We start from the raw sequence: 24,139 nt of genomic DNA, 5'->3' as shown, positions 1-24,139 counted from the left end.
TCTTTGACCATGGCAACGCAGCTGAAACCATCAATCGAATGCACCAAAGAAGAATGGCAGGCGCGGCTGGATCTGGCGGCGTGTTATCGTATTTTTGATCACCTTGGCTGGTCAGAATCGATTTACAATCACATTTCTTTGAAAGTGCCGGGCGAAGAGGACACGTTCCTGATCAACCCCTTCGGGCTGTTGTATGACGAGGTAACCGCATCGAATCTGGTCAAAATTGATGTCGAAGGCAACAATGTTGGGCCATCGCAATATATGGTCAATAAAGCGGGCTTCACCCAGCACGCCTATTTCCACAAACATCTGGGCGAGCGCGCGCAAGCGATTTGCCATGTCCACACCACTGCGACGATGGCCGTGTGCAGTCATGAAGACGGCCTGATGCCGACCAACTTTTATGCCTGCAACTTTCAAGACCAGATCGGATATCACGATTTCGAAGGCGTCACTGTTCGCGAAGAGGAAGGCGAACGTCTGGTCGAAAATCTCGGCAAGAATTCGATTCTGATGCTGCGCAATCATGGGCCTGTTGTGATGGACAAGACGATTCAGGGCATGTTTTTGAAAATGTGGGCGCTGCAACGGGCTTGTGAAATTCAGGTCGCAACCATTGGCATGGGTAAACCTCAACTTGTTCCGCAAGACGTCGTCGATGTTCACCAGCGCGACCTGTCTGTCATGCAGTCTCAAGGAGGCGCAGGCATGTTCGATTTCGAAGCGTGGAAGCGCCGCGTCGATAAAATCGACAATAGCTGGCGCAAGTAATGGCTACCCTGTTCGCATGCTGCATCGGATGCGAAAGCAAGATTTGCGGCGGCCATGTCATCAACGAAAGTTATGGCCCGGCGCATCAGATCATTTGGTAACCCGGCGCAGCGGAACGCCGATGGTTCGGCATCATACGCACGCGCTGCAAGTCGCAGATTGCTGCGCCGACCTATCGCAGTGCACGCTCGGGGGTATCTTGAAAATTACGCGAAATAGGGGCGAACCGTGCCGCGCATGACAGTTAATGATCGGCCGATCGAGTTCGATCTCGATCCGGATATGCCGCTGCTTTATGCGCTGCGCGAGGCCTCCAACCTGACCGGCACGAAAAGCTGCGGCGGGGGGGATTGCGTCGGGGCGTGTATGGTGCTGGTCGATGGCACGGCGCTGCGATCCTGCCGGATCACTTTGGCAGAGGCAGAGGGCCGCTTTATTACAACGATCGAAGGGCTAAGCCGCGACCGGTCCCATCCGGTACAGCAAGCGATGGTGGCGGAACAGGCAATCCAGTGCGGGTATTGCACTCCGGGCATTGTCATCGCCGCTGCCGGTTTGCTTCAGCGGAATCCTGCACCCGGAAAAGAAGAGATCGAAGCGGCAATCACCAATCTTTGCCGATGCGGCGTCTATCCCCGCTTGGTACGCGCGATCCAGCGGGCTGGTCGAGTGATGCAGCGCGGCGAAAATATCAGCGCGGCGCCCGCACCGGGGATCAGCGCAGAAGACGCGGCCGCCATTGTTCCGGCTCTGCGTCCGGTTCCCATCGAGGGTGACGAAGACGGGTCTTAAAACCGTCCTGTCAGCGCAAACCGGGCATTAAGCGGCGCCCCTACACTTGCCTGATGCGCGGCGTGCGAGTTGGGGAAATACAGCGTGTCGGTCACGTTCTCGATGTTTACCTGCACCCGAAAACGATCTGATATGTCGTAATAGGCCGCCGCGTCGATCCGCGTGTAGGCAGGCAGGACGGCAGTGTTCGAGTTATCGATGAAGCTTTCGTCCTGATGCGTCAGGCCAAAACCTACGCCAAGCCTGTCGGTCACCTCGATATTATTCCAGATCGAGAACATATTTTCCGGCAGCTCACGCGGGCGCAGTCCGGTGGGGCCGGTGCGGTTCACCTGCTCACCATCAAGAAAACTGTACCCGGCCGAGATTGACCATCCGTTGGTGATTTCGCCCTGCAATTGCAGTTCAAAGCCCTGTACGCGGGAATCGATCACGTCGAGCGTTTCCGGGTCATTATCACTGGGCTGGGGAGAGCTTTGCTCGATTTCGAAGATGGCCGTGGTCAGGGACAGCCCCTGCGCAAAATCCCATTTCAAACCCGCTTCGAGATTGGTGAACGTATCCGGTTCAAGCGCATCGTTATCACCGTTGATATTGTCAAATTGCTCGCCTGAGCGGGGCAGGAAACTTTGCGAATAACTGGCGTAGATCGATACGTTTTCTGCCGGTTTTAAAATCAGCCCGCCGCGCGGAGAAAATTCTTCGTCCCTGCGCGTCCTGAGCTCTCCTGCGGGGACATTGAGCACTTCGATATCGAAGCTGTCAAAACGGCCGCCGACGACAAGGTTCAACCAGTCGGTGAGCTTGATTTCATCCTGAATATAGATCGACAGCACATCAATTTCGACTTGCGTGAAATCATTGAGATCAGCGGTGAAATCATTGGTGGTCGTCTGACCGAGAGCGTTGATGCCTACGCCTCGGGCAAGGTTGAGCGGCCGCGTGATAGCGAAGACTTCATTATCGTCTTGCGTGGTGCTCCAGAACGAATTGAAGCGATCCTGATCGGACGAAGTGCTGATATACTCCGCGCCGAACAACAAAGTATGCTCTACCGCTCCGGTTGCAAATTCGCCCACCAGATTGGCAGACAGGAGAAGGTTCTGCCGCTGCGTGTTATCGATATACCCGTCCAGCGTAACAACGTCTGGAGTGTTCGCCTGATCGTAATCCGATGCGTATTGATTGGCGTAGACTTTGTCGTAATCGCCATAAAATGCGCTGAAGACGCCTTTTACTTCGCTAGAGAATTCGTGCTGGAGATTCGCGCGGAATAGGTGGGCTTCAAGCGTCGCAAAGTTCTGATCTGGATCGCCGAAGACAATGTTTTCAAATGCTTCGACAGGGCGCCCGTCGGTTCCGGTCGGAACGCCGCGATCAATAAAGCGATCATGATTGGCATATTCGTATGACAGGTCGAGCACGGTGCCTTGATCGAGCTCGATCCGGGCCGTCGGGTTGAACCCGATACGCTCTCCATCATAGAAATCACGGTGATTGTTGAGGCTTTCGTAAGACGCGTTGACGCGCAGCGCCACGGCTTCGCTGGCGGCAAGGTTTAAATCCCCCTGAACGCTGAATTCGCCAAATGTATCGATGGCAATCTGGCCATTGCCGAATGTCTCCCCGAGAACGCCTTTCTTGGTTACGCGGTTTACAATGCCGCCAGTGCCGCCGCGCCCGAATAGCAACGCATTGGGGCCGCGCAGGATTTCAACCTGTTCCAGATTATAGAGCCCGCGATAATATTGAACATCGTCGCGGATGCCATCGATGAAGAAATCAGCAGTCGAGCGAACGCCGCGAAAAACGATAGCGTCGCGGTGCCCTTCGCCTTGGGAATTGCTGACGCCGGGTGTGTAATCGACGATCTGGCCGATGCTCGTGAACCCGCGTTGCAGGATGTCTTCTTGGGTGGTGATGGTAACCGATTGGGGGACATCAATGATAGGGGTGGGCGTCTTCACCGAGTTCAGCTGGTCGCTGTACAGAACGTCGCCGCGGACCGTGATTTCGCGGTCGCCGTAATCTACCACTTCAGACCCGGCCTCTGCCGCGCCTGATCCAGTGTTTTCAGGCGTGCTTTCGGCCAGTGCAGGAAATGCGAAAATCGCACCGCCAAGCATTAACGCCGTCCGCGAAATTTTGTGAATCATTAAGAGCCCTTTCGTCTACTACGACGGCAGCTATTGCAACTAACTCGCAACTGCAAGCGCGAATTTGAGAATTATTCGCAATTTGTGTTGCGTGTGGTGAAAGCGCCAAAGCTGCGGCCAGAAATACAACGGAGAATCGACCATGAAAGCGACCATTTGGCACAATCCCAAATGCGGCACTTCGCGAAAAACGCTCGCCATTCTGGAAGAAACGCCGGGCGTTGAGCTTGATGTGGTGCAGTATCTTAAAGACCCGCCGTCGCGCGAAAAGCTGGCGCAGTTGTTTAAAGATGCGGGCATGACCCCGGCAGAGGGTTTGCGCCTTCGCGGAACCGATGCCGAAGAGCGCGGATTGCCTGATGCTGATGCTAACAGTGTTCTTGATGCGATGGTCGCGGACCCGATCCTGATCAATCGGCCATTCGTCGAAACCGAAAAAGGCGTGGCTCTCTGCCGACCTCAGGATACAGTTTTTAAGCTGCTCTAGGACCGTTCACCGGTAAGGTCGCCATCGGGTTGAAGTGTTCTCCAGCTGACCAGCGCAACTGCGAGGCACAGCGCGATGATAAGCCCAAAACCGAGCCAGTCGTTGATATTGTAAAGCCACACGCCAAGGGCGGGCGCATAGATGAAGCTTGCTCCGGCAACGCTGGCCACGACGCCTGATGCCTGCCCTTGTTCCGCGCGCGATACCGCAAGCGAGGTTCCAGCAGTTGTGCCCGGCCTGAAGAGGCCAAAACCGAGCGACGCGATCGAATAGCCAAGGGCAATTTGATGCAGTTCCTGCGCGCCGCCCAAGATAGCGGCTCCTACCGCTGCGACCAATATGCCGGATAAAGTGGCGCTGCGCGGACCCAAATTAAAGCGCGGGATCAGACCCCATTGGGCAAGCAAGGTCGCCAGCGCGCCAAACATCAAAACCAGCCCGACCGGTCCGGCGCCTTCTGCCGGGGAGTCCCGCAGGCCCAACCGGTCAAGGACAAGAAAGCCCGAAATGCCCAAAATCATGGCCTGAGCGTGCCCGCCAACCAGCCCTGCGATCACCCATGGCCGTAGGCGCGGCTCAAACCATCTGAGATTGCGGGTGGGAAGCGAAGCCTCTTCGAAATCATCATCATCATTGCTATCGGACGGCGCACCGGAACCGCTGGCATAAGGTGTAGTCTGACCGCGCGCGGCAAATTGCGGTTCGTCATTGGGCAGCCGGAATCGCAAAATAATGAGCGCAGCGAGGCCGAGCAGCGCAAAGCAAATGAACGGACCGGTCAGGCCAAAGCCGAGGAACGGCAAAACCATAAGCGGCGCAAGCGCCGGACCGATCACCGTGCCCAATCCGAAACTCGATGCGATCAGAGACAGCGCCTGTGTGCGTTCGGCGCGCGGCGTGCGGGATGCGACATAGGCCTGAACCGCAGGCGGGGCCGCGCTTCCGAAACCGCCGTAAAGGCTTCGCGCGGCGGCAAAAGCGATCAGCGCCCAGAATGCGGTAATCCAGCCGGAAAGTCCGGCCCAAAGCACCGCGCCGCACAGCGCCATCGAGACTATGAAGCCGACCAGTCCGAGCGCCATCATCGCCTTGCGACCGCGCCGGTCCGAACGGCGCGCCCAGATCGGAGCGCAAACGACCCACAAAAGCGCAGACCAGCTGTATGCCAGGCTGATCCAGACATCGCTGACTTCCAATGCGGTACCGATAGACGGCATCACCGATTGCATCGCTGTATTCCCGGCGGCGGTCACCAGCATCACGGTAAAAAGCAGCGCCATCCGCCCACGCGAAATCGCGTTGGGTAAAGGTGCAGTCAGTTCGGGATCGGCGCTGTTCATCGCACAATCCGCTAAGCCAGCGGCAAGAGACTTGCAAACGGATATGCTCTCTGTAAGTGAGCCTTACGTTACGTAAACTATAGCCGTTTGGATCGCGGCAGAGGATGGAATGACAGGAAATATATCTGCGATAAGCAAGCGGCTTGATATACGCTCACGCTGGCGCCGATATGCGGATCAATGGTCTGTATTCTTTCGCGGTTTTTTGGAGCACCCCCGCATGGTGGGCTCGATTATCCCATCCTCCCGCTTCACCATTCGCAAAATGCTCGAGCCTGTGGATTGGGGGACTTGCGAAGTCTTTGTTGAATACGGTCCGGGGGCGGGCACATTCTGCCACCCGGTACTTGAGAAATTGCGCGGCGATGCGGCCTTGATCGTGATCGACACCAATCCGCTCTACATCGAATATCTGACCCGAACGATCCGTGACAAACGCTTTCACGCTGTTTTGGGATCGGCCGAAAATGTCATACAAATTCTGTCTGACCTTGGCTTTGACCAAGCCGACTATGTGCTTTCCGGCCTGCCGTTTTCGACCCTGCCGAAAGGCGTTGCGCCCGCTATCGTCAAGGCAACGCATACTGTTCTGAAGCCGGGCGGCGGGTTTTTGGCGTATCAGTTCACTTCGGCTGTGCGCGACGAATCCAAGCCCTATTTCGAACGGATCGACGAAGGCTTTGAATGGCTCAACATCCTGCCCTGCAAACTGTATTGGTCGTGGAAGGGTAGATCGCCAAAAGTCTGAACTTTATTCGAAAGTCGATGTGACATCGGCCTCGCTTGGGCCGGCAAGCTGTCCGTGGATTGCAACAGCAAGCGCGCAAAGCATGATGCCAACAACCATAGCCATCAAGCCATTCACCGAACCAAGGATCAATTTGGAAGCGGTGCCATCGCCAGCGAATGACGCGATCAATCCGAACACCGAAACGAGCAGCAAAGAGATCACGATATACGCGACGCCCAAGATCGCCCAGAACACCAAAATGCGCCATTGGTGTACCCGTGTCATATCCCAGGATCGCTTTACAGCACGAAACGGGTTGAGCACTTTCTCGATAAGCACGACCGGCATCGTCATGGAAAAACGCGTCATCAGGAACAACGCCACGGCGATAATCAGGAGCGGCGCAATCGCCGCCAATCCCGGCACGCCAATCACCCCGGCCAGCATCGCAAATGGCGTTACGATCACAATTGCCGCGACCATGTAGAGAACGGCAAAAATCAAAAATGCCGCAATGATGGTCGCGACCGATTTTGCGCCCGTGCCGAGCGCCTCGGCCACGGTGGGCCGGCCATCCCCCATCAAGGCAACCATCGCGCCATAACCGGTGTATTGAATGATCGAGCCCAGCAAACCCCAGGTGATCAGCGGTCCTGCGGCCTCAAGCATTTTTTCTTGAAGAATCTCCGGATCGGCAGATGGGGAAAGCAGCGCCTCCATGCCCGGCACCATCAGGTAAATGACAAGCGTCGGAAGTAGAATGAACAGGCCCGCGATAACCGCCAGCAAGGAAAAGTTCTCACGCGCCAGCACATTGGCCCGTGACCAGGCCTGATTCATGTCGAATGTCATGCGGAACCCCTTCGTGTATTCGTCTTACCACTTGATATAGGCCTGCAATGCCCCCACCAACACGCTATGGCAAGCACCGCAGATCACTCTTTAACCGAGCGCCCGATTGAATGGCGTCGCGAAGCTGCGCAGGTCCCGTATCGTGCGGCGTTATCAGAGATGGAAGCGCGCAATGCGGCGGTTGCGGCAGGTCAGGCAGATGAGCTTGTATGGCTGTTGGAGCACCCGCCGGTATACACGGCTGGCACCAGCGCAGATAAAAGCGAACTCGTCGATCCGCGTTTCGAAGTGATCGAAGCAGGGCGCGGCGGGCGATACACCTATCATGGACCGGGCCAGCGCGTCGGGTATCTGGTGCTGGACCTCAACAAACGCGGCAAGGACGTGCGATGCTTTGTCCATTCGATTGAAGGGTGGGTGATCGATACGCTTGCCGATTTCGGGGTTAAGGCCTGGCGGGCCGAGGGCAGAGTGGGCATCTGGACGCAGGATATTGACGGGCGAGAGGCAAAGATCGGAGCGATCGGCGTGCGCGTCCGGCGGTGGGTCACAATGCACGGGTTTTCGGTCAATCTGGATCCGGACCTTTCGCATTTTGGCGGGATCGTACCTTGCGGCATTGACGAGTTTGGCGTGACCAGTCTTTCGCGGCTGGGCCTTGATGTGACACAGGCGCGGTGGGACGAAGCCTTGATTGCACATTCGCAGGATTTTCTTGACGCGCTCGATAAATCCGGGCGAGGAGCCTGCGCAACATGACCCGCATTTATCTCGCCATTCTTGTGCCCGCCTTTTTGCTCGCTGCCTGCGGCGATAGCGATCCCGCTGCCGATCCGGCCGGGGATCAAACCGGCAAAGCGGGCGGAGAGATTTTGGGCGGTTCAATCAGCGATGATATGATCGCGCTCGATCAACTGACATCGCAATCGCCTCCTGCGGCTCCATTACCCGGAGACGGTGAGGGAGACGGTGAGGGCGCCGATGATGGCAGCACCGCATCCGCATCTTCGTCTGCGTCCGAACCAGATTCGCAAAGCCAAGAGGCCGAGCCAGCTTCCGCTGACCCGGCCCCTGCTGCCGCGCCTCCGCTGGACGAATAATCAGGCAGCGTTTGCTGCGGCCTGCTCTTCTTCCATCGTCGGATAATCGATGTAGCCTTCTGGAATCGGGAAATACCAACTCTTCGGCACATTCGTGTTCGGGTTGAAATCTGCGCCTGCCGCAATCCGTTTTTCCAGATCGGGGTTGGAGATGTATGGCCGGCCAAAGCTGACCGCTTCGCAGCGACCGCTCGACACGTCATCATCGGCTTCCTGCGCGGTGTAATCCGAATTCAGGATCAGCGGGCCGGTGTAATTCGCCCGGATTACATCGTCCTGTTTGGGCACTTCGGTGTTGCCAAATGTGCCGTTCGGACCCGGCTGGCGCAGCTCGACGAATGCCAAACCCAATTCTTCGCATACCCGTGCCGCCGCGCCGAAAGTTTCGCCCGGCGTGCTGTCATCGGCCCCTTGGGAATCGCCGTTGGGTGACAGGCGAATTCCGACACGGTCCGCGCCCCAGACATCGATGATCGCTTCCAGTACTTCGCGCATGAAACGCGTGCGTTTCTCAGGTGTGCCGCCATATTCATCGGTGCGGTGATTGGTGCTGTCACGCAGGAACTGGTCCACCAGATAGCCATTGGCGCCGTGCAGCTGAACGCCATCGAACCCGGCCTTTTTGGCGTTTTCGGCAGCGCGGCGATAATCCCCGATTGTGCGCTGAATATCTTCATGCGTCATGGCGCGGGCTTCGACATAGGGTTGTTTGCCGGTCGGCGTGTGCGCTTCGCCCGGTGCTGTGGTGGCGCTGGCGGAGAATGGCGGCTTCCCGTCCAGAAAAACCGGATGAACGATCCGGCCCATATGCCAAAGCTGCATTACGATCAGGCCGCCTTCGTCATGCACGGCTTTGGTGATCGGTTTCCACGCTTCGGTCTGTTCATCGCTCCAGATACCCGGAGCCGACGGCCAGCCAAGGCCCTCGACACTGATGCCGGTCGCCTCGGTCAGGATCATGCCTGCACCGGCGCGCTGGCGGTAATATGTCGTCATCATATCATTAGGCGTGAACATCGGATCGGCGGCGCGTCCGCGGGTAAGCGGGGCCATAAAGATGCGGTTCTTCGCCTCTAGCGCGCCCATTTTGAGCGGTTGGAACAGAACGTCATGCATGTGCGGATTTCCTCTAGATCAGTTTCAATTGGCTATTCACTTGGCGATGATCGCGTTACTGCGCAAGCATGGAAAAAGACGGCGCGGGCCAAGAAAAGCTGTTTGACTGGAAGCCGCTGCTGCTGCTGGCGGCGTTATTGGGCGGCAATATTGCGCTGGCATTGGGGCCGTGGCTGGTCCGCTTGACCGATACAGGTCCGGTGAGCGCCGCGTTCTGGCGGCTATTTCTGGCGCTGCCGTTCCTTGCGCTGTTTGCGCGGTTCGCCGGGCAGCAGATCGGAGGGATGCCGAAAAAGACGCTGGTGCTGGTCGCGATTGGAGCCACGGCTTTCGCGCTGGATCTGGCCAGCTGGCATATCGGGATCGGCATGACGCGGCTGGGCAATGCGACGCTGTTTGGCAATGCGGGATCGATCATCCTGCTGTTCTGGGGCTTTATCATCGCGCGAATGCTGCCGCGCGGACTGGAGTGGCTCGCGATTGTCTGCGCGCTGGCGGGCGCGGGAATTTTGCTGGGCCGTAGCCTTGAGATTTCGCCTGAGACATTCGCTGGCGACCTGTTCTGCATCACCGCAGGGCTGCTTTACGCGGTCTATCTGCTCACCTTGCAGGGCGCGCGGGGGCAGTTTGGATCATGGAGTTTGCTGGTCTGGGTCAGCATTTTTGCGTGCCCGGTATTGCTGGCCTTGGCGCTGGCTTTGGGAGAGTCCGTCTGGCCTACCAATTGGACGCCGGTGATTGTGCTGTTCATCACCAGCCAGCTGATCGGGCAGGGCCTGCTGGTCTATTCGCTGGGCCATTTCCCGCCGCTGATCATCGGCCTCGCGCTGCTAACGCAGCCCGCGATTGCTGCGGTGATCGGGTACAGCGTTTTTGGCGAAGTGCTTACTCCGCTGGATATTGGCGGGATGGTGCTGCTTGGGAGTGCGCTGGTGGTGGCGCGGGCGACGACGAGGAAGGCGGGGCCGGGGATGGTGCAAAGGCGGGATTAGGAATCCATTTCAAACCACGTAGCTCCGCTGCCCGGTGCATCATCAGGCAGTTCCTTAATCTCGACTACCTTATGGACAAACATCAACGGATTGGTCCCGCCGTTTCGCCGCTCGCGAAAAAACGGGCGAAGCTCCTTTTTGATCGAGTCGAGAGCGGCAAATTCTGCAGCTTGCTCATCGGTCGCTTCCACAAAGCGCGTGGCGTAAAACCCGAGCGGTCCATCTGCGTCTTCCAAAAGACGCGCCGGGAAGTCGACGCCTTCGATCATGACCGAATATTTGTGCACCGCCTCACTCCGCCTTAAACGGCACCTTGCCCAAATCGCCCAATCCAACCGTTCCGCCGGCCATGCCGAGCATCCGGTCGAGGCTTTCTTTCGCTTTTAAACGAATGTCTTCCTCGATCACGATCTGTGGTTCCAGATCGCGCAGGGCGGTGTACATTTTCTCCATCGTGTTGAGCGCCATGTAGGGGCAGATATTGCAGTTGCAGTTTCCGTCTGCGCCCGGTGCGCCGATGAAGGTTTTCTCGGGCAGCGCTTTTTCCATCTGGTGCATGATGTGCGGCTCGGTCGCGACGATCAAAGTGTCGCCTTCAAAGTTTTTCGCAAAGCTCAGGATCGAGCTGGTCGAACCAACGTGATCGGCGTGATCGATGATCGCAGGCGGGCATTCCGGGTGCGCGGCTACCGGCGCATCGGGGTGCTGTTCTTTAAGTTTCAGCAGCTCGGTCTCGCTGAATGCCTCGTGCACGATGCACACGCCCGGCCACAGCAGCATTTCTCGGTCAAATTTGCGCGAAAGCCAGCCGCCAAGGTGGCGGTCTGGGCCGAAAATGATCTTTTGATCGGCTGGGATCTGCTCAAGGATCGTCTCCGCGCTGGAGGACGTCACGATGATGTCGGACAGCGCTTTCACCTCGGTCGAACAATTAATGTAAGTCAGCGCGATGTGATCAGGGTGCGCCTCGCGGAAAGCCTTGAACTTTTCCGGCGGGCAGGAATCTTCCAGTGAACACCCCGCGTCCATATCGGGCAGGATCACGGTTTTTTCCGGCGAGAGGATTTTGGCGGTGTCCGCCATGAATTTCACGCCGCAAAACAGGATGACATCGGCATCGGTTTCCGCCGCTTTTCGCGAAAGCTCCAGACTGTCGCCGACAAAGTCCGCAATATCCTGAATATCGGGCGTCTGGTAATAATGCGCGAGGATCACCGCATTGCGTTCTTTACGCAGGCGGTGGATCTCGGCGAGCAGGTCGTCGCCCGATGGGATTTTTGTCTCGATACTCATGGGCTTGGTTCCGCTGTTAAGTGTGCGCGTTAAATAGGTCTTTTTCGCAGATTTGCGAGCCTCGCTGTGCTAGACGACGTCAGGGGAGAGACACAAGATGTATCAGCTTAATCTGACCGAAGCGTATTGCCCGGCCCAGGCGGACACCGAATATCGCGAGCGCACGATCGCAGAAATGCTGCGCGAACAAGCCGCCATCCGAGGCGAAGAGACGGCTTTGCGCGAGCTGCTGGCGGATGGGAGCATCGGGCGCGAATGGACGTTTGCCGGATTGCTGGCCGATGCCGAGAAATGCGGACGGGCGCTGGCAGCGCGGCACCAGCCGGGGACGCGGATTGCCATTATGGGCGGCAATTGTCCCGAATGGGTGCTGGTGCAGTTGGGATCGGCGTTTGCCGGGCTAACGATTGTGACGGTCAATCCCGCCTTTACCCCCCGCGAAGTGCGCTATGTGCTCGAACAATCGCGTGCAGGCGCGGTGTATTATCAACCCAATGTGCGCGGTACGGCGCTGCGGCCTGTGGTGGATGAGGCGGCAGCTGGCCTGAATGCCGCCGACTACATGATCGATATCGAAGATCACGCCGAACTTTTTTCGGGCGCAGGCGACGGCGAATTGCGCGCCACAAAGCCGCGCGACATTGTGATGATTCAATACACATCGGGCACAACCGGCTTTCCCAAAGGTGTGCTGCTGCATCAGCATGGACTGTTGCAGAGCAATTACGATGTGTTTGCGCGGTGGAACCTTGCCCCGGGTAAAACGGTGATGTGTCCGTTCCCGCTGTTTCATACCGCCGGCAGCGCGGTGTGTGTGCTGGGCGTGCTGGCGCACGGTGCGACGCTGATGCTGGTTTCGGTGTTTGATCCGGTGGCGGTGGCGAAAGCGATCGAGCGCGAAAAGCCCGAAGTCGTTGGCGGCGTCTCGACGATGATCTACGCCATTATCGAAGCCGCGAAAGCGACCGGAACCGATATTTCCGGCGTTGAAGCCGTGATCAGCGGCGGCGCGATGGTGCAGCCGGAATTGAACCGCGCCGCGCAGCAAACCTTCGGAGTTCCGATCCTGATCGTGTATGGCCAGACCGAAACCTCGCCAGCGATTACGGCGGCGTGGCCCACCGATACCGGATCGGATCTGACAGATACGATCGGTCAGCCGTGCTCGCACATGGAAGTGTCCATCCGATCGCCAAACGACAACACAGTTTGCGCGCCCGATGAGCAAGGCGAAATATGCATGCGCGGGTTCAATATGATGGCCGGGTACAATGACAATCCGCAAGCGACTGCAGAGACGATTGATGCCGATGGCTGGCTGCATACCGGCGATCTGGGCACGATGGATGCGCGCGGCTATGTCAAGATTACCGGCCGCGTGAAAGAGATGATCATTCGCGGCGGTGAGAACCTGTTCCCCGCAGAGATCGAAGCTGCGCTGCTCGAACATCCCGCCATTGCAGAGGTCGCTGTGGCCGGTGTGCCTGATGAAAAGTGGGGTGAGATTGTCGCTGCCTTTATGCGTTTGTCCGAAGGGGTTGAGAAACCCGATGAGGACGCGCTCAAAAACTTCATGCGCAAGCGCCTTTCCCCGCAAAAGACACCGGCGCATTGGGTCTGGGTCGAGGAATTTCCGCTCACCGGATCAGGCAAGATCCAGAAATTCGCGATGGCAGAGGCTTTTGCCAAGGGGCAGCAAGCGTCTGCTTGAAAAAGCGTTCAGCAAAAGTCTGGTGCGTTGCGCCAAATGAAGGGATATCTTCGATGTCAGTGCTAAAATTTGCAATTTCCGCTCTCGTCATTCTCGGGGTGATTGGCGTGATCGGTTTCTTTATTCTCGGTATCTCTTCACAAAATGGATCTGCACCGGGCCTTAGCGATGGCCGCCTTGCTGCGTGTCCGAACTCTCCCAACTGCGTGAGCAGTGAAGACGGGGTGTCAGCGGATAAGGCCGCCGCGCCGTTCCCCCTTGAAAGCTGGAACCGGTTGCCAGCCGCGATTGTGTCCATCGGCGGGACTGTCACGATCACTCAAGACGATTATCTTGCTGCCGAATTCAAATCGGCGACTTTCGGATTTGTCGATGATCTTGAACTTCGCAAAGCAGACGATGCTGTTCATGTGCGCTCGGCCTCACGCGTGGGCTATTCCGATGCCGGAGCAAATGCAGCGCGCGTGGCGAACCTGCGTAAGGCGCTCAGCGATTAGGGCCCGCGTGCCAAACGCCGCCATCCAGCGCCGCCAGCCCGCGTTTCTCCAGATCGATCAAATGCGCGGTTACGCTCATTTCCGCCGCGCCGATCAGGCGCTCGTCCAGGCCTTTATACATCGCCGGGATAAAGGCCGATGCTGGCCGCGCTTCTTCGCCCAGTAGCCGCAAAATCTGGTTTTCGCGCTGGCGGCGGTGGCCGATCATGCCGCGCACCAATTGTTTTGGCTTGGTGATCGCTGCGCCGTGGGCCGCGTGGTAGACAGTGTCCTCGCGCGCCTGCAATTTCTCCAGACTGGCCATGTAATCGCCCATATCGCCATCCGGCGGGATGACGACGCTGGTGGACCAGCCCATCACGTGATCACCGGTGAACAGCGCGCCACTTTCCTCCAGAGCAAAGCAGAGATGGTTCGATGTGTGCCCCGGTGTCGACACTGCGGTCAGCGTCCATCCGGTGCCGCGCATCTGCTCGCCATCTTCCAGCACACGGTCGGGCGCGTATGTCGTATCGAACGCTTCGTCAGCGCGCGGCAAATCGGTTTTCAACACCAGCGGCGCGCAGCCGACTACGGGTGCTCCAGTCCTGGCGGCCAAAGGCGCAGCGGCTGGCGAATGATCGCGGTGCGTATGTGTGCACATGATCGCAGTAATTTTGGCATCGCCCACAGCGGCTATAATCGCATCGATATGCGCCGGATCATTCGGGCCGGGATCGATCACGGCGACATCAACCTCTGATCCGACCACATATGTCTGTGTGCCAGTGAAAGTGTAGGGCGAGGGATTGGGTGCCAGCACGCGTTTAACCAACGTCTCGAGCTGTTCGGCCTCACCAGTGGGCCAAGGTTTGGGTGGGATACCTGCCATGGATATCTGTATGGAGCGGTAAGTCTGGCCTGTCGAGAGCTGCCATGGAGCGGCTTGCGATGATAGCTCAAGCAGTTAGGAATGCGCCAAACGAGAGAGGGTTTATGGCCGATTACATTCTGGTGCTTGATGAAGGCACAACTTCGACCCGTGCGATGCTGTTCGCGCGCGATGGCGTTCTTGCTGCCTCTGCGCAGAAAGACCTGACCCAGCATTATCCGAAAGGCGGCTGGGTTGAACATGATGCGGCAGAGATTTGGGAGAAAACCCTGGCATGTGCCAACGAGGTGATCCCGAAGGTCGGCGGCGCCGCCATGATCGCGGCGATCGGTATCACCAACCAGCGCGAAACGGTGATCGCATGGGATAAAGAAACGGGCGAGCCGCTCAGCCGGGCTATTGTATGGCAGGACCGGCGCACCGAACCGCTTTGCATTGAATTGCGCCAGGCAGGCCATGAAGCCGACGTGCAAAAGCGCACCGGGCTTTTGCTCGATCCGTATTTCTCCGGCACCAAAATGCGCTGGATGATGGATAATGTGCCCGAAGTTCGCGCAGCTGCGCAACAAGGCACTTTGGCGTTTGGCACCGTAGAAAGCTGGCTGGTTTTCAACCTGACCGGCGGCGAGCATATCACCGATGCCAGCAATGCCAGCCGGACTTTATTGATGGATCTGTCCGGGGCGCAGTTTGACGAAGGGTTATGCGACCTTATCGGGGTGCCGCACGCGGCTCTTGCAAAAGTGGTCGATATGTCCGGCGCTTTGGCACACACGCAGCCTGCTCTGTTTGGCCGCGCCATTCCGATCACCGGACTTGTCGGCGATCAACAGGCCGCAACCGTCGGTCAGGCTTGCCTGTCACCCGGACAAACCAAAGCGACATATGGAACCGGCGCGTTCGTGCTGACCAATCAGGGGGACACGATCCCGCGCTCTGCCAATCGGTTGCTGGGCACCGTGCTAACCCAGATCAACGGGGAGCGCACCTATGCGATTGAAGGCTCTGTGTTCGTGGCAGGAAGTCTGGTCAAATGGCTGCGCGATTCTTTAGGGATCGTGGAAAGTGCGAGCCAGACAGAAGAACTAGCGCGATCGGTCACGGATACGGGCGGGGTCACAATTGTCCCTGCGCTTGCCGGACTTGGCGCACCGCATTGGCGGGCGGAAGCGCGCGGTCTGATCAGCGGGCTTAGTTTTGCCACTGGCAAGGCCGAGCTTGCGCGTGCTGCGCTGGAGGCGATGGCGCATCAGACGCACGATCTTGCGCAAGCCTTTGCCGCTGATGGCACGTCGTGGGAAACGCTGCGCATTGATGGCGGCATGGCGGCAAATTCATGGATGTCGCAAGATCTCGCGGACATGTTGGACGTGCCGGTTGAACGGCCCGACTTTGTCGAAACCACCGCTCTTGGTGCAGCCATGCTCGCCGCGTCTGGGGCAGGGTTGTACCCTGATCTTAAAACCGCGGCGGAGGCCATGCGCGGCCAGCTGACGCGGTTTGATCCTCATCTGGATGACAGCGCGCGTTCGGCACGGTTGGAACGCTGGGCAAAGGCGCTTGCAGCGGCCTAGCCGGTTTACAGGATTAGCGTTGCCGTGGGCCGGATTGGCGTAATTCGATCCGGACGTCCTGCGGTTGACCAAATTCGCGATCAATCCGGTCCTGGAATGCGCGAACGGGCGAACCCATCGCGAATTGTTGCCGCCACGACTGGTCGAGCCTTGCGATCCGGCTGTGCATGGCTTCTGTCTCGGCGATCAGAGCGCGTGTTTCTGGCTCAAGCAAAAGCAATTGTGCGATATCGGATCTGCGATCAGGCGGAAGTGCGCCATGGTTGCGCACCTGATTTTCACTCATCTCACCGGAAAAATACGCCCGCTGATTAAGCAGCCAGGCGAGCAGATGCATCATCCGCGTCGTGGTTTTCAAACCTTCGGTCGACAGCGCCAGCCTGACCATCGCATTCTCACCGGTTGCCGGCTCCCGTGTGCCGAGTGCGAACACGGAGCGCACATCATCGGCCAGCACAAGTGCTTCGCTGTATAGCGCCTCGATGATCGGGCGTGAAAGATTGGTGGCTGGAACCATGAGTTCCTCGTCGCTACGCCGACTTCGGGGTCGCCGCCATGGCGGTAAGGTTATTATCCAGACAGGATTTTACATTGTCTCTGTCCGGGACAGAATCGCCTGTCTGTTAATGAGATAGACTGCTCTGAACTGGCGGCAAAGCTGCTCGGGAATGGAGCAATCTAGGCAATAATATCGGGCAGCAACATGTCTTCGATGATCGCAATCTGGTCTTTCAGATGCAGCTTTCGCTTCTTAAGCCGGGCGATCTGCAACTGATCGGTCGATCCCGCTTCGGTCAAGGCGGCAATTGCGGCATCCAGATCGCGGTGCTCTGTCCGCATCAATTCCAGGTTTTTGGTCAGCTCTTGCTCGTTCATCTGGCTTTGCTTCCCGTTTCAGGTCGTTGCGGATGCATGTGAAAAACCCGTAGGCGATTCACCGTGCATTTGAGAGAGTTTATCGTTTCACTCTAATCGAAGGGGTTTGCAAGTTAACCTGTCTGTGGTTTTATTCACAACAGCGGCCCGGCCGTTCAATGCCGAGTCGTTCCCACCGGGGGCAAACCCCCGTATATAGGAGAACATTGTCTATGGCATCGTCCCACGTAAACGCGCTCCAATCCAAACATGCAGGCCTTGAAGCTAAGCTCCGTCAGGAACTGGCCCGTCCCGCGCCCGATACTTCGACGATCCAAGCTCTTAAAAAACAAAAACTTCGATTGAAGGAAGAAATCGCCACCGCCTGATTGCTTCATCGATCAGGCGCCTAGCGCGAATTCATCGGCAAGGGGGCTTGACCGTCGATCGCGGCGGTCAAGCCACGCGAGCTATTCTGTACCGGCGCTGCATTGGACTTTGCAGCCCTGCAGTTTGTCTAAGCCCGCCGCTCATATTTCGATGCGCTGGTTGCTTGCGAGTTTGCGCGCCGCGCTCTAAGCCAGAGCCGCAATGACAGCCGCAGCATCCGCCCGTCAGATCCTTACCCGCCTTCACGAAGTGATGGCATCGCGGATGTATGCTCAGGGCAAACTTGATCGCGTTGTTGGAATTGTTGGCGAAAGCCTGACGAGCGAAGTGTGCTCGATCTATCTGCTGCGCGAAGGCATGCTTGAACTGTTCGCGACCAAGGGGCTGAACCAAAGCGCGGTCCACGTTACGCGAATGGCGATTGGCGAAGGTCTGACCGGCGTGATCGCCGACAATGTCGAAACGCTCAATCTGGCCGAGGCAAAAGCCCATCCCGATTTCCAATACCGACCGGAAACAGGAGAGGAAAAGTTCCACTCTTTTGCCGGTGTGCCGATTGTCTACCGCGAGCGGGCGGTGGGTGTTTTGTGTGTGCAGCATGTCGAGCCGCGCCGCTATGAAGAAGTCGAGATCGAAGCGCTCCAGACCACGGCGATGGTGCTGTCCGAACTGATCGCCAATGCCGAACTGATCGATGAAGAAGAGGCGCTGGGCCTTTCTGCCAAACAATCGGGGCCGCAAACCCTGAGCGGGCTGACGCTGGTAAAGGGGCTTGCGGTCGGGCGGGCTGTGTATCACCAGCCCCGCGTTCAGATAACACAGGTTGTCGCAGACGATATCGAGGCCGAGCGCCAGCGGGTTTACCGCGCGTTCGACAAAATGCGGGAACAGATCGATACGCTGACCGGTCAGGCCGATTTCGGCGTGGGCGGAGAGCAGGAAGAGGTCCTCAAGACCTACAAGATGTTCGCCTATGACGAAGGCTGGTCGCGGCGCATCAACGAAGCAATCGATAGCGGTCTGACCGCAGAGGCCGCAATCGAGCGCGTGCAGCAGCACACGCGGATGCGGATGCGGGAAATTGACGATCCTTTGCTGGCTGACCGGATGCATGATCTGGAGGATCTCGCCAACCGCTTGCTCAGGATTGTTTCGGGCCAATTGGGGACCGCCGCATCGCAAGGCTTGCGAAAGGATACGATCCTGATCGCGCGCAATCTGGGCCCGGCCGAATTGCTCGAATATGATCGCAGGCGGCTAAAAGGGGTCATCCTTGAAGAAGGCTCGCTTACGGCGCACGTTGTGATCGTGGCGCGTTCCATGGGAATACCCGTTTTGGGGCGGGCGGGCGGCGTTCGCGGAATTATTCGGGACGGCGATGAAGTGCTGCTTGATGCGACTGCTGCATCGGCGACGGTGCGGCCGACAACCTCCGTGGCAGACGCATTTGAAACGCGATTTGCCAAAACCCGGGAAAAGCAGGCTGCCTATGCCGAACTGCGGGATGTCGAACCGTTCACCCGCTGCGGCACGCGAATTCAGGTGATGATCAATGCGGGACTGCGCGACGATATCAGCGCGCTTGCCATGACGGGCGCGGATGGCGTCGGTTTGTTCCGTACCGAGTTTCAGTTTCTGGTTTCGGCGACTTTGCCACAACGCGAACGGCAAACGCGGCTTTATCGCGATGTGCTCGATGCGGCGGGTAACAAGCCTGTGATTTTCCGCACGGTCGATATTGGCGGCGATAAATCGGTTCCTTACCTCGCCTCTGACATTGCCGATAATGATGAAAATCCGGCGATGGGCTGGCGCGCTTTGCGTCTTGCACTGGCGCGGGAAGGGTTGATGAAAGCTCAGGCGCGTGCCCTGCTTGAAGCGGGCGCAGGGCGTTCGCTTCATGTCATGTTCCCGATGGTTTCAGAACCGTGGGAATTCGATGCGGCAAAAACCGTGTTTGACGAGCAACTCGCCTTTTTGCGGTCAAAGAAAAAGCTGCTGCCCGAATCCATAAAATTCGGCGCGATGTTAGAGGTGCCCGCACTGGCGGAGGTTCTGGATCTGCTGCTGCCAAAGCTTAGCTTTCTGTCGGTTGGTACCAATGATCTCACGCAGTTCCTGTTTGCGGCTGACCGTGGCAATCCCATCCTTGCGCAGCGTTATGACTGGTTGAGCCCGTCGATCCTGCGGTTTTTGCGCCGGGTTATACAGAATTCCGTGGGTAGCGGCGTTGATGTTGCCGTCTGCGGTGAAATGGGCGGTCGGCGGCTTGAAGCTCTCGCGCTGCTGGGCATCGGGTTTCGGCGTTTGTCGATTACGCCAGCGGCGGTTGGACCGATCAAAGAGCTGGTACGAAAAGTCGATCTGGCAGAAATCTCTGCGGCAATGACCACATGGCTGATGGACCCGTCGATTGATATCCGGCGCGAATTGACGCTTTGGGCTGAAGAGCGCGGGATTGAAGTCGACTGACCGGCCAGTGGCCCGCGTGTGTGCCGATTTTACGTTGGGCTGAAAAGTGAATCCTTGACTCGGCCTGCCGCAAAGGTTCTCTGTAGCGCAATACAAATTTCTAAAAACCACGCTAAAGTGGATTGGGTCATGAGCAGCGAACAAGAAAGTAGCAGCGAAGAGCTGGGGCAAGAGACTGTGGCTGAAACGCAGTCCGTCGGCGAGCGCTTGCGCGCTGCACGCGAGGAAAAGGGGCTCGACCTACCGCACATTGCCGCCGAAACGCGCATCCCCGAACGCCATCTCGAAACAATTGAACGCGGCGCATTCAATGATCTTCCATCGCGGACATATGCGATAGGTTTTGCCCGTTCCTATGCCCGGATCGTCGGCCTGAATGAAGCGGAAATCGCTGCCGCCGTTCGCCAAGAGCTTTCTGAAGGTGTGAGTAGAAAATCGGCTTTGGCAGGCGGGATGGAGCCAGGCGATCCTGCCAAGCTGCCGTCTGCCGGACTGGCATGGTTTGGCGCCTTCGCTGCCCTTATTCTGGCGATTGGCATCTATGCTTTTTACAGCACCTATTTCGGCGCTGGAGACGGGCTGGATTCGTTGGTCGCGCAGGCTGACGAAGAAACGGCGCAAGTGGCCGAAAATGGCGCAAGCGAGGCAGACGGTGCGCCCTCCGAAGTTCCCGTTGATGCGGCCAGTGAAGTTGTCTTTACCGCTCTTGAAGACGGAATTTGGGTCCGCTTTTACGAAGAAGACGGTGAGCGCCTGTTCGAAAAGCAGATGGAGAACGGCGAGCAATTCGTTTTGCCTGCGACCGCAGTTGAGCCTCGGATCAACACTGGCCGGCCCGATGCTTTGGCGATCACAATCGGCGGGCAACCAGTGGCGAAACTTGCCGAAGAACCGATTACGCTCGGTGATACAGCGATATCGGCTGCCGCCCTCTTGGCGCGGGCGGATATACCCGATCCTGCCGCATCAGCCGCAAACTAGCCTCTTTCCCACCGATTTAGTGATAGTCTTGCTCGACTTGCAGCCCATCTGGCGGCACTAATTCCGGTGTCATTCATGCACCGGTTGCCACCATGCAGCCTATCAAACATGATGCGGATGCGCGCGGCCGAGACCCTCGATCGCCGGTTTGCAGAAAAAGGGAACACAGAACCCATGAAATTCGCTCTCAAAAAGCCATTTTCACTTTCTAGTTTAAGAATCGCTGGCGCACTCGCGGTGGCGGCAACGGCCGTGACATCGCCTGTTCCGTCATTCGCTCAGGAGGAGTCCTCCGAAGCGCGTCTGCGCAAAATGGAAGCAGAGATCCGCGCGCTTCAACGTAATGTATTTCCCGGCGGCGATGGCCGTTTCTTTGAGCCTCAAATTTCCGGCGATGGCACCGCGGCAGCATCCCCTTCGCGGACCACAACGCCATCGACCACAGCGGTTACCGATATACTGGCCCGCCTTGATGCGATGGAGCAGCAATTGCAGCGCCTCACGGCTCTGACCGAAGAAAATTCGAACGCGCTTTCGCTGATGGAAGGGCGCGTTTCCGCGCTGGAGGTGGGCGTGAAGATCACATCGCCCGCGTCGCAGAGAACCGGCAGCGGCGAGAATAACGCCAATCTGGTCGCAATTTTGGATGATGATGGAGCCGGTCTGGTTCAAACCGCACCAGCTGCCACGGGACCAAGTGCGGAGCGTTTGGCCGCGGTACAGGAAATCACCAAGCCGCAAACTGACGATGCGGCAGATGATGAATATTCCTATGGTTTCCGTCTCTGGAATGCTGGTTTCTATCCAGAGGCGCGTCAGCAATTGTCCAGTTTTGTCGAAACCTATCCCTCGCACTGGCGGTTAACTTGGGGCCGCAATCTGCTGGGCCGCGCATTCCTGGATGACGGTATGCCAGAAGAAGCAGCGCGCTGGTTCCTGCGTAATTATCAGGCCGACCGGACGGCGGCACGCGCACCGGACAGCTTGCTGCTTCTGGCCGAATCCATGATCGCAATGAAAGACACGCGCCGCGCTTGCATCGCGCTTGCTGAGTTCGGAGAAACCTATCCTGCCATCGCAAGTGGTCGTTTGTTGGACAGTTACGAGGCCAACCGCCGCAAAGTGACCTGCGAGGGATAGGCTTTGAAGGAGCGGAGCCGCTGATTGATACGCAAATCAATCCTGAACTGATCGCGCGATTTCGCGCCGATCTGGATCGTTTCGGTTTTGCTGATACGCGGCTTGGCCTTGCGGTTTCGGGAGGTCCGGACAGCCTCGCTTTGTTATTGCTGGCCCATGCGGCCTGCGGATCAGAGCGTATTGCGGCAGCAACCGTCGATCATGCCTTGCGAGCCGAAAGCGCGGCAGAAGCCGAATTCGTCGCTGAAATATGCCGCCGGCTTGGCGTCGACCATGCGATCTTGAAGGTGAAAGTCGAGCCCGGCAATGTGCAGGCTGAGGCGCGCACAGCGCGGTATCTTGCGCTGGGCCAATGGCATGATGATGCGCGGGCGGCTGTGCTCATGACGGCGCATCATGCCGATGATCAGGCCGAAACCATATTGATGCGCTTAAACCGCGGAAGCGGTGTCCCCGGCCTTGCGGCGATCCGCTCAACCGCTGAAATTCCCGGCTGGGGCGGTACGCTTGCCCGTCCTTTGCTGCGTTGGAGCAAACGCGAACTGGAATCGGTGGTGTCATCGGCTCAGATCGAGCCTGTGCGCGATCCCTCCAACAGCGACGAGCAGTTTGATCGCGCCCGGGTCCGGCGCTTTCTTTCGGATCAGGATTGGCTTGATACGCAGGCTCTGGCGGCCAGCGCAGAGCATATCGAGGACGCCTGGCGCGCGATTGAATGGTTCGCTGCGGAGGACTGGGAAACACATGTCGTGCCCGATTCCGACGAGACAGGCCGCGGATTTCGATATTACGCCAATGTTCCGCGCGCGATTGCGATTGAGACGATCTGCCGCGTCATCGGCGAGCTGGGCGGAGATGCAGCGCGCGGCGACGCGGGGCGTGCATTCGATCGGTTATGGCGCGGTGACAATGCGTCTCTGGCAGGCGTCTTGATCGTTCCGGGAATCGAGCAGATTGCCCAGACGGGCGTAACCATGCGGGTTTGGCGTTTCAGCCCTGAACCGCCCCGCGCGGCGCAATAATTCGATCAAGTTTATGCGCGGGTATGTTTCCCGGCTTTAGCTCATGATTTTGTCGCCGACGCCGATCAATGACCCGCGAGTGATCACCACCTTGTCGCCGCGTTTCGCTAATGCGAACAGTTTTTCGGCAAAGGGATCGGGCACTCCGATACAGCCGTGACTGGCATAGCCATTGAGTACGGGTGAGCCGTGGATCGCAATCCCATCCCATGTCAGGCGCAGGGTCCAGGGCATCGGAGCGTTGTTGTATTTCTCCGAAATGTTATCCTTTTCCTTGGTCAGGATGGGGAAGGTACCGACAGGGGTCGGGTGCTTTTTGGTGCCTAGCAAAGCAACGGCGGTACCGATTTCGTGACCGTCGCGAAACACGCTGATGACGCGTGCATCCAGATCGACTGTCATAACGAGTTTACCGGTCGCTGGTGCGCGGCTTTCGTCCCAGTACCAATCGCCATATCGGATCGTGCCTTCGATTGGCAGGATGCTTTTGACGACGAAAGGATCATCTGCATCAAATGCGGGCGCTGCTTGGACGACAGGTTGCGCAATCATCCGTGCGGCAGGGCCGCGAGGAGGCAGCGCGGCTGGCGGCGGCGCAAAGGCCGGTTCGGCAAGTTCGGGCGCAGCCGCGATGGCTGCCGGTGCTGCACTGATTACAGGCAGGCCAGGTTCGAATTTTTCAGGTGCGTCCGTTGCCCCGGTTTCGGCGGCGTAGGGCATCGGAAGACTGGGATCTACGATCAGCGAAGATCCGCCAGTGGTTGGATCAATCCTGCGGATTTCGTCCTGCGCTTCCTGCGCGATCTGTTCGGCAGCGTCAGCAGCGGCATCGGTGGATGTCTGCTGGGCAAGGGCGGAATTGCTGGCAAGCGCACCAAGAGCGAGGGCTGCGGCAAAACTGGAGTAATGTTTCATCTTCATCATGCGGCGCATTATGCGCGAAATTGGTCTTAACTGCCAGTGACTAACACGCCTCCGTCTCGCGAAGGGACGG

At 57.9% G+C, this 24,139-nt stretch carries 25 protein-coding genes; 15 read left to right on the top strand and 10 right to left on the bottom strand.

Annotated features, from left to right (window positions below):
* Positions 1–9 precede the first annotated feature (9 nt).
* Complete coding sequence (locus FGU71_RS02600; protein ID WP_142787127.1) at positions 10–774, top strand: class II aldolase/adducin family protein; 765 nt, start codon at positions 10–12, stop codon at positions 772–774.
* A 228-nt stretch (positions 775–1,002) separates the two neighbouring features.
* The gene (locus FGU71_RS02595; RefSeq protein ID WP_142787126.1) at positions 1,003–1,566 is read left to right on the top strand and encodes a (2Fe-2S)-binding protein; all 564 of its coding nucleotides are present in this window, start codon (positions 1,003–1,005) and stop codon (positions 1,564–1,566) included.
* On the opposite strand, the gene FGU71_RS02590 is transcribed toward FGU71_RS02595, so the two are convergent.
* Positions 1,563–3,722 carry a TonB-dependent receptor gene (locus FGU71_RS02590; RefSeq protein ID WP_199799157.1) on the bottom strand — a complete coding sequence of 720 codons (2,160 nt, stop codon included), beginning with the start codon at positions 3,720–3,722 and terminating at the stop codon, positions 1,563–1,565. The two genes, FGU71_RS02595 and FGU71_RS02590, sit on opposite strands and share 4 nt — an antisense overlap.
* Before the next feature lie 142 nt (positions 3,723–3,864).
* On the opposite strand from FGU71_RS02590, the gene FGU71_RS02585 reads away from it, so the two are divergent.
* The gene (locus FGU71_RS02585; RefSeq protein ID WP_142787125.1) at positions 3,865–4,209 is read left to right on the top strand and encodes an arsenate reductase family protein; all 345 of its coding nucleotides are present in this window, start codon (positions 3,865–3,867) and stop codon (positions 4,207–4,209) included.
* Here the strand turns inward: FGU71_RS02585 and FGU71_RS02580 are convergent.
* Complete coding sequence (locus tag FGU71_RS02580) at positions 4,206–5,549, bottom strand: MFS transporter (protein WP_142787124.1); 1,344 nt, start codon at positions 5,547–5,549, stop codon at positions 4,206–4,208. The two genes, FGU71_RS02585 and FGU71_RS02580, sit on opposite strands and share 4 nt — an antisense overlap.
* A 220-nt stretch (positions 5,550–5,769) precedes the next feature.
* Here FGU71_RS02580 and FGU71_RS02575 point away from each other — a divergent pair, with 220 nt between their 5' ends.
* The gene (locus tag FGU71_RS02575) at positions 5,770–6,297 is read left to right on the top strand and encodes a class I SAM-dependent methyltransferase (protein WP_325053154.1); all 528 of its coding nucleotides are present in this window, start codon (positions 5,770–5,772) and stop codon (positions 6,295–6,297) included.
* Positions 6,298–6,300: 3 nt separating this feature from the next.
* On the opposite strand, the gene FGU71_RS02570 is transcribed toward FGU71_RS02575, so the two are convergent.
* Positions 6,301–7,131 carry a glycerophosphoryl diester phosphodiesterase membrane domain-containing protein gene (locus FGU71_RS02570; RefSeq protein WP_142787122.1) on the bottom strand — a complete coding sequence of 277 codons (831 nt, stop codon included), beginning with the start codon at positions 7,129–7,131 and terminating at the stop codon, positions 6,301–6,303.
* 66 nt (positions 7,132–7,197) lie between these two features.
* On the opposite strand from FGU71_RS02570, the gene lipB reads away from it, so the two are divergent.
* Together lipB and FGU71_RS02560 are read left to right on the top strand one after the other, a co-directional pair.
* Positions 7,198–7,890 carry a lipoyl(octanoyl) transferase LipB gene (lipB, locus tag FGU71_RS02565; RefSeq protein ID WP_142787121.1) on the top strand — a complete coding sequence of 231 codons (693 nt, stop codon included), beginning with the start codon at positions 7,198–7,200 and terminating at the stop codon, positions 7,888–7,890.
* Positions 7,887–8,231 (top strand): hypothetical protein, encoded by a 345-nt coding sequence (locus FGU71_RS02560; RefSeq protein WP_142787120.1) that lies wholly within the window; start codon positions 7,887–7,889, stop codon positions 8,229–8,231. Before lipB ends, FGU71_RS02560 begins: the two co-directional genes overlap by 4 nt.
* Here the strand turns inward: FGU71_RS02560 and FGU71_RS02555 are convergent, their stop codons facing one another.
* Complete coding sequence (locus tag FGU71_RS02555) at positions 8,232–9,347, bottom strand: alkene reductase (RefSeq protein ID WP_142787119.1); 1,116 nt, start codon at positions 9,345–9,347, stop codon at positions 8,232–8,234.
* 68 nt (positions 9,348–9,415) lie between these two features.
* Between FGU71_RS02555 and FGU71_RS02550 the strand changes: the two genes are divergently transcribed.
* Positions 9,416–10,339, top strand: coding sequence for a DMT family transporter (locus FGU71_RS02550; RefSeq protein ID WP_142787118.1), 924 nt, complete (start codon positions 9,416–9,418; stop codon positions 10,337–10,339).
* Here FGU71_RS02550 and FGU71_RS02545 read toward each other — a convergent pair.
* Together FGU71_RS02545 and nadA are read right to left on the bottom strand one after the other, a co-directional pair.
* Positions 10,336–10,626 (bottom strand): hypothetical protein, encoded by a 291-nt coding sequence (locus FGU71_RS02545; RefSeq protein WP_142787117.1) that lies wholly within the window; start codon positions 10,624–10,626, stop codon positions 10,336–10,338. The two genes, FGU71_RS02550 and FGU71_RS02545, sit on opposite strands and share 4 nt — an antisense overlap.
* 4 nt (positions 10,627–10,630) lie before the next feature.
* Complete coding sequence (gene nadA / locus FGU71_RS02540) at positions 10,631–11,632, bottom strand: quinolinate synthase NadA (RefSeq protein ID WP_142787116.1); 1,002 nt, start codon at positions 11,630–11,632, stop codon at positions 10,631–10,633.
* Between the two features lie 97 nt (positions 11,633–11,729).
* On the opposite strand from nadA, the gene FGU71_RS02535 reads away from it, so the two are divergent.
* The gene (locus tag FGU71_RS02535) at positions 11,730–13,343 is read left to right on the top strand and encodes a class I adenylate-forming enzyme family protein (RefSeq protein ID WP_142787115.1); all 1,614 of its coding nucleotides are present in this window, start codon (positions 11,730–11,732) and stop codon (positions 13,341–13,343) included.
* A gap of 53 nt (positions 13,344–13,396) precedes the next feature.
* Positions 13,397–13,840 (top strand): DUF1499 domain-containing protein, encoded by a 444-nt coding sequence (locus FGU71_RS02530; protein ID WP_142787114.1) that lies wholly within the window; start codon positions 13,397–13,399, stop codon positions 13,838–13,840.
* Here FGU71_RS02530 and FGU71_RS02525 read toward each other — a convergent pair.
* Positions 13,830–14,711 (bottom strand): MBL fold metallo-hydrolase, encoded by an 882-nt coding sequence (locus FGU71_RS02525; protein ID WP_142787113.1) that lies wholly within the window; start codon positions 14,709–14,711, stop codon positions 13,830–13,832. The genes FGU71_RS02530 and FGU71_RS02525 overlap by 11 nt on opposite strands.
* A gap of 104 nt (positions 14,712–14,815) precedes the next feature.
* Here FGU71_RS02525 and glpK point away from each other — a divergent pair, with 104 nt between their 5' ends.
* Positions 14,816–16,285: a glycerol kinase GlpK gene (glpK, locus tag FGU71_RS02520; RefSeq protein ID WP_142787112.1), complete on the top strand. Its 1,470-nt coding sequence runs from the start codon at positions 14,816–14,818 to the stop codon at positions 16,283–16,285.
* A 13-nt stretch (positions 16,286–16,298) separates the two neighbouring features.
* On the opposite strand, the gene FGU71_RS02515 is transcribed toward glpK, so the two are convergent.
* Positions 16,299–16,802 carry a DUF1465 family protein gene (locus FGU71_RS02515; RefSeq protein WP_142787111.1) on the bottom strand — a complete coding sequence of 168 codons (504 nt, stop codon included), beginning with the start codon at positions 16,800–16,802 and terminating at the stop codon, positions 16,299–16,301.
* 161 nt (positions 16,803–16,963) lie between these two features.
* Positions 16,964–17,161: a YdcH family protein gene (locus FGU71_RS02510; RefSeq protein WP_142787110.1), complete on the bottom strand. Its 198-nt coding sequence runs from the start codon at positions 17,159–17,161 to the stop codon at positions 16,964–16,966.
* A 212-nt stretch (positions 17,162–17,373) separates the two neighbouring features.
* Between FGU71_RS02510 and FGU71_RS02505 the strand changes: the two genes are divergently transcribed.
* From FGU71_RS02505 to tilS, 5 genes are all read left to right on the top strand, one after another.
* Positions 17,374–17,529 carry a YdcH family protein gene (locus FGU71_RS02505; protein ID WP_142787109.1) on the top strand — a complete coding sequence of 52 codons (156 nt, stop codon included), beginning with the start codon at positions 17,374–17,376 and terminating at the stop codon, positions 17,527–17,529.
* 202 nt (positions 17,530–17,731) lie between these two features.
* Positions 17,732–20,002 (top strand): phosphoenolpyruvate--protein phosphotransferase, encoded by a 2,271-nt coding sequence (gene ptsP / locus FGU71_RS02500; protein ID WP_142787108.1) that lies wholly within the window; start codon positions 17,732–17,734, stop codon positions 20,000–20,002.
* A 129-nt stretch (positions 20,003–20,131) separates the two neighbouring features.
* Complete coding sequence (locus FGU71_RS02495; protein WP_142787107.1) at positions 20,132–20,983, top strand: helix-turn-helix domain-containing protein; 852 nt, start codon at positions 20,132–20,134, stop codon at positions 20,981–20,983.
* Positions 20,984–21,157: 174 nt separating this feature from the next.
* Positions 21,158–22,123, top strand: a complete 966-nt coding sequence (locus tag FGU71_RS02490) for a tetratricopeptide repeat protein (protein WP_142787106.1) — start codon at positions 21,158–21,160, stop codon at positions 22,121–22,123.
* Entirely contained in the window at positions 22,111–23,145 is a 1,035-nt protein-coding gene (tilS, locus tag FGU71_RS02485; RefSeq protein ID WP_407644406.1) for a tRNA lysidine(34) synthetase TilS, read from the top strand. Before FGU71_RS02490 ends, tilS begins: the two co-directional genes overlap by 13 nt.
* Positions 23,146–23,181: 36 nt before the next feature.
* Here the strand turns inward: tilS and FGU71_RS02480 are convergent, their stop codons facing one another.
* The gene (locus FGU71_RS02480) at positions 23,182–24,069 is read right to left on the bottom strand and encodes a L,D-transpeptidase family protein (protein WP_325053152.1); all 888 of its coding nucleotides are present in this window, start codon (positions 24,067–24,069) and stop codon (positions 23,182–23,184) included.
* Positions 24,070–24,139: the final 70 nt, after the last annotated feature.

The organism is Erythrobacter insulae (assembly GCF_007004095.1).
Lineage (GTDB): Bacteria > Pseudomonadota > Alphaproteobacteria > Sphingomonadales > Sphingomonadaceae > Erythrobacter > Erythrobacter insulae.
Note: the sequence above shows the minus strand (reverse complement) of the source record. Positions and strands in the feature narration are given on the sequence as shown.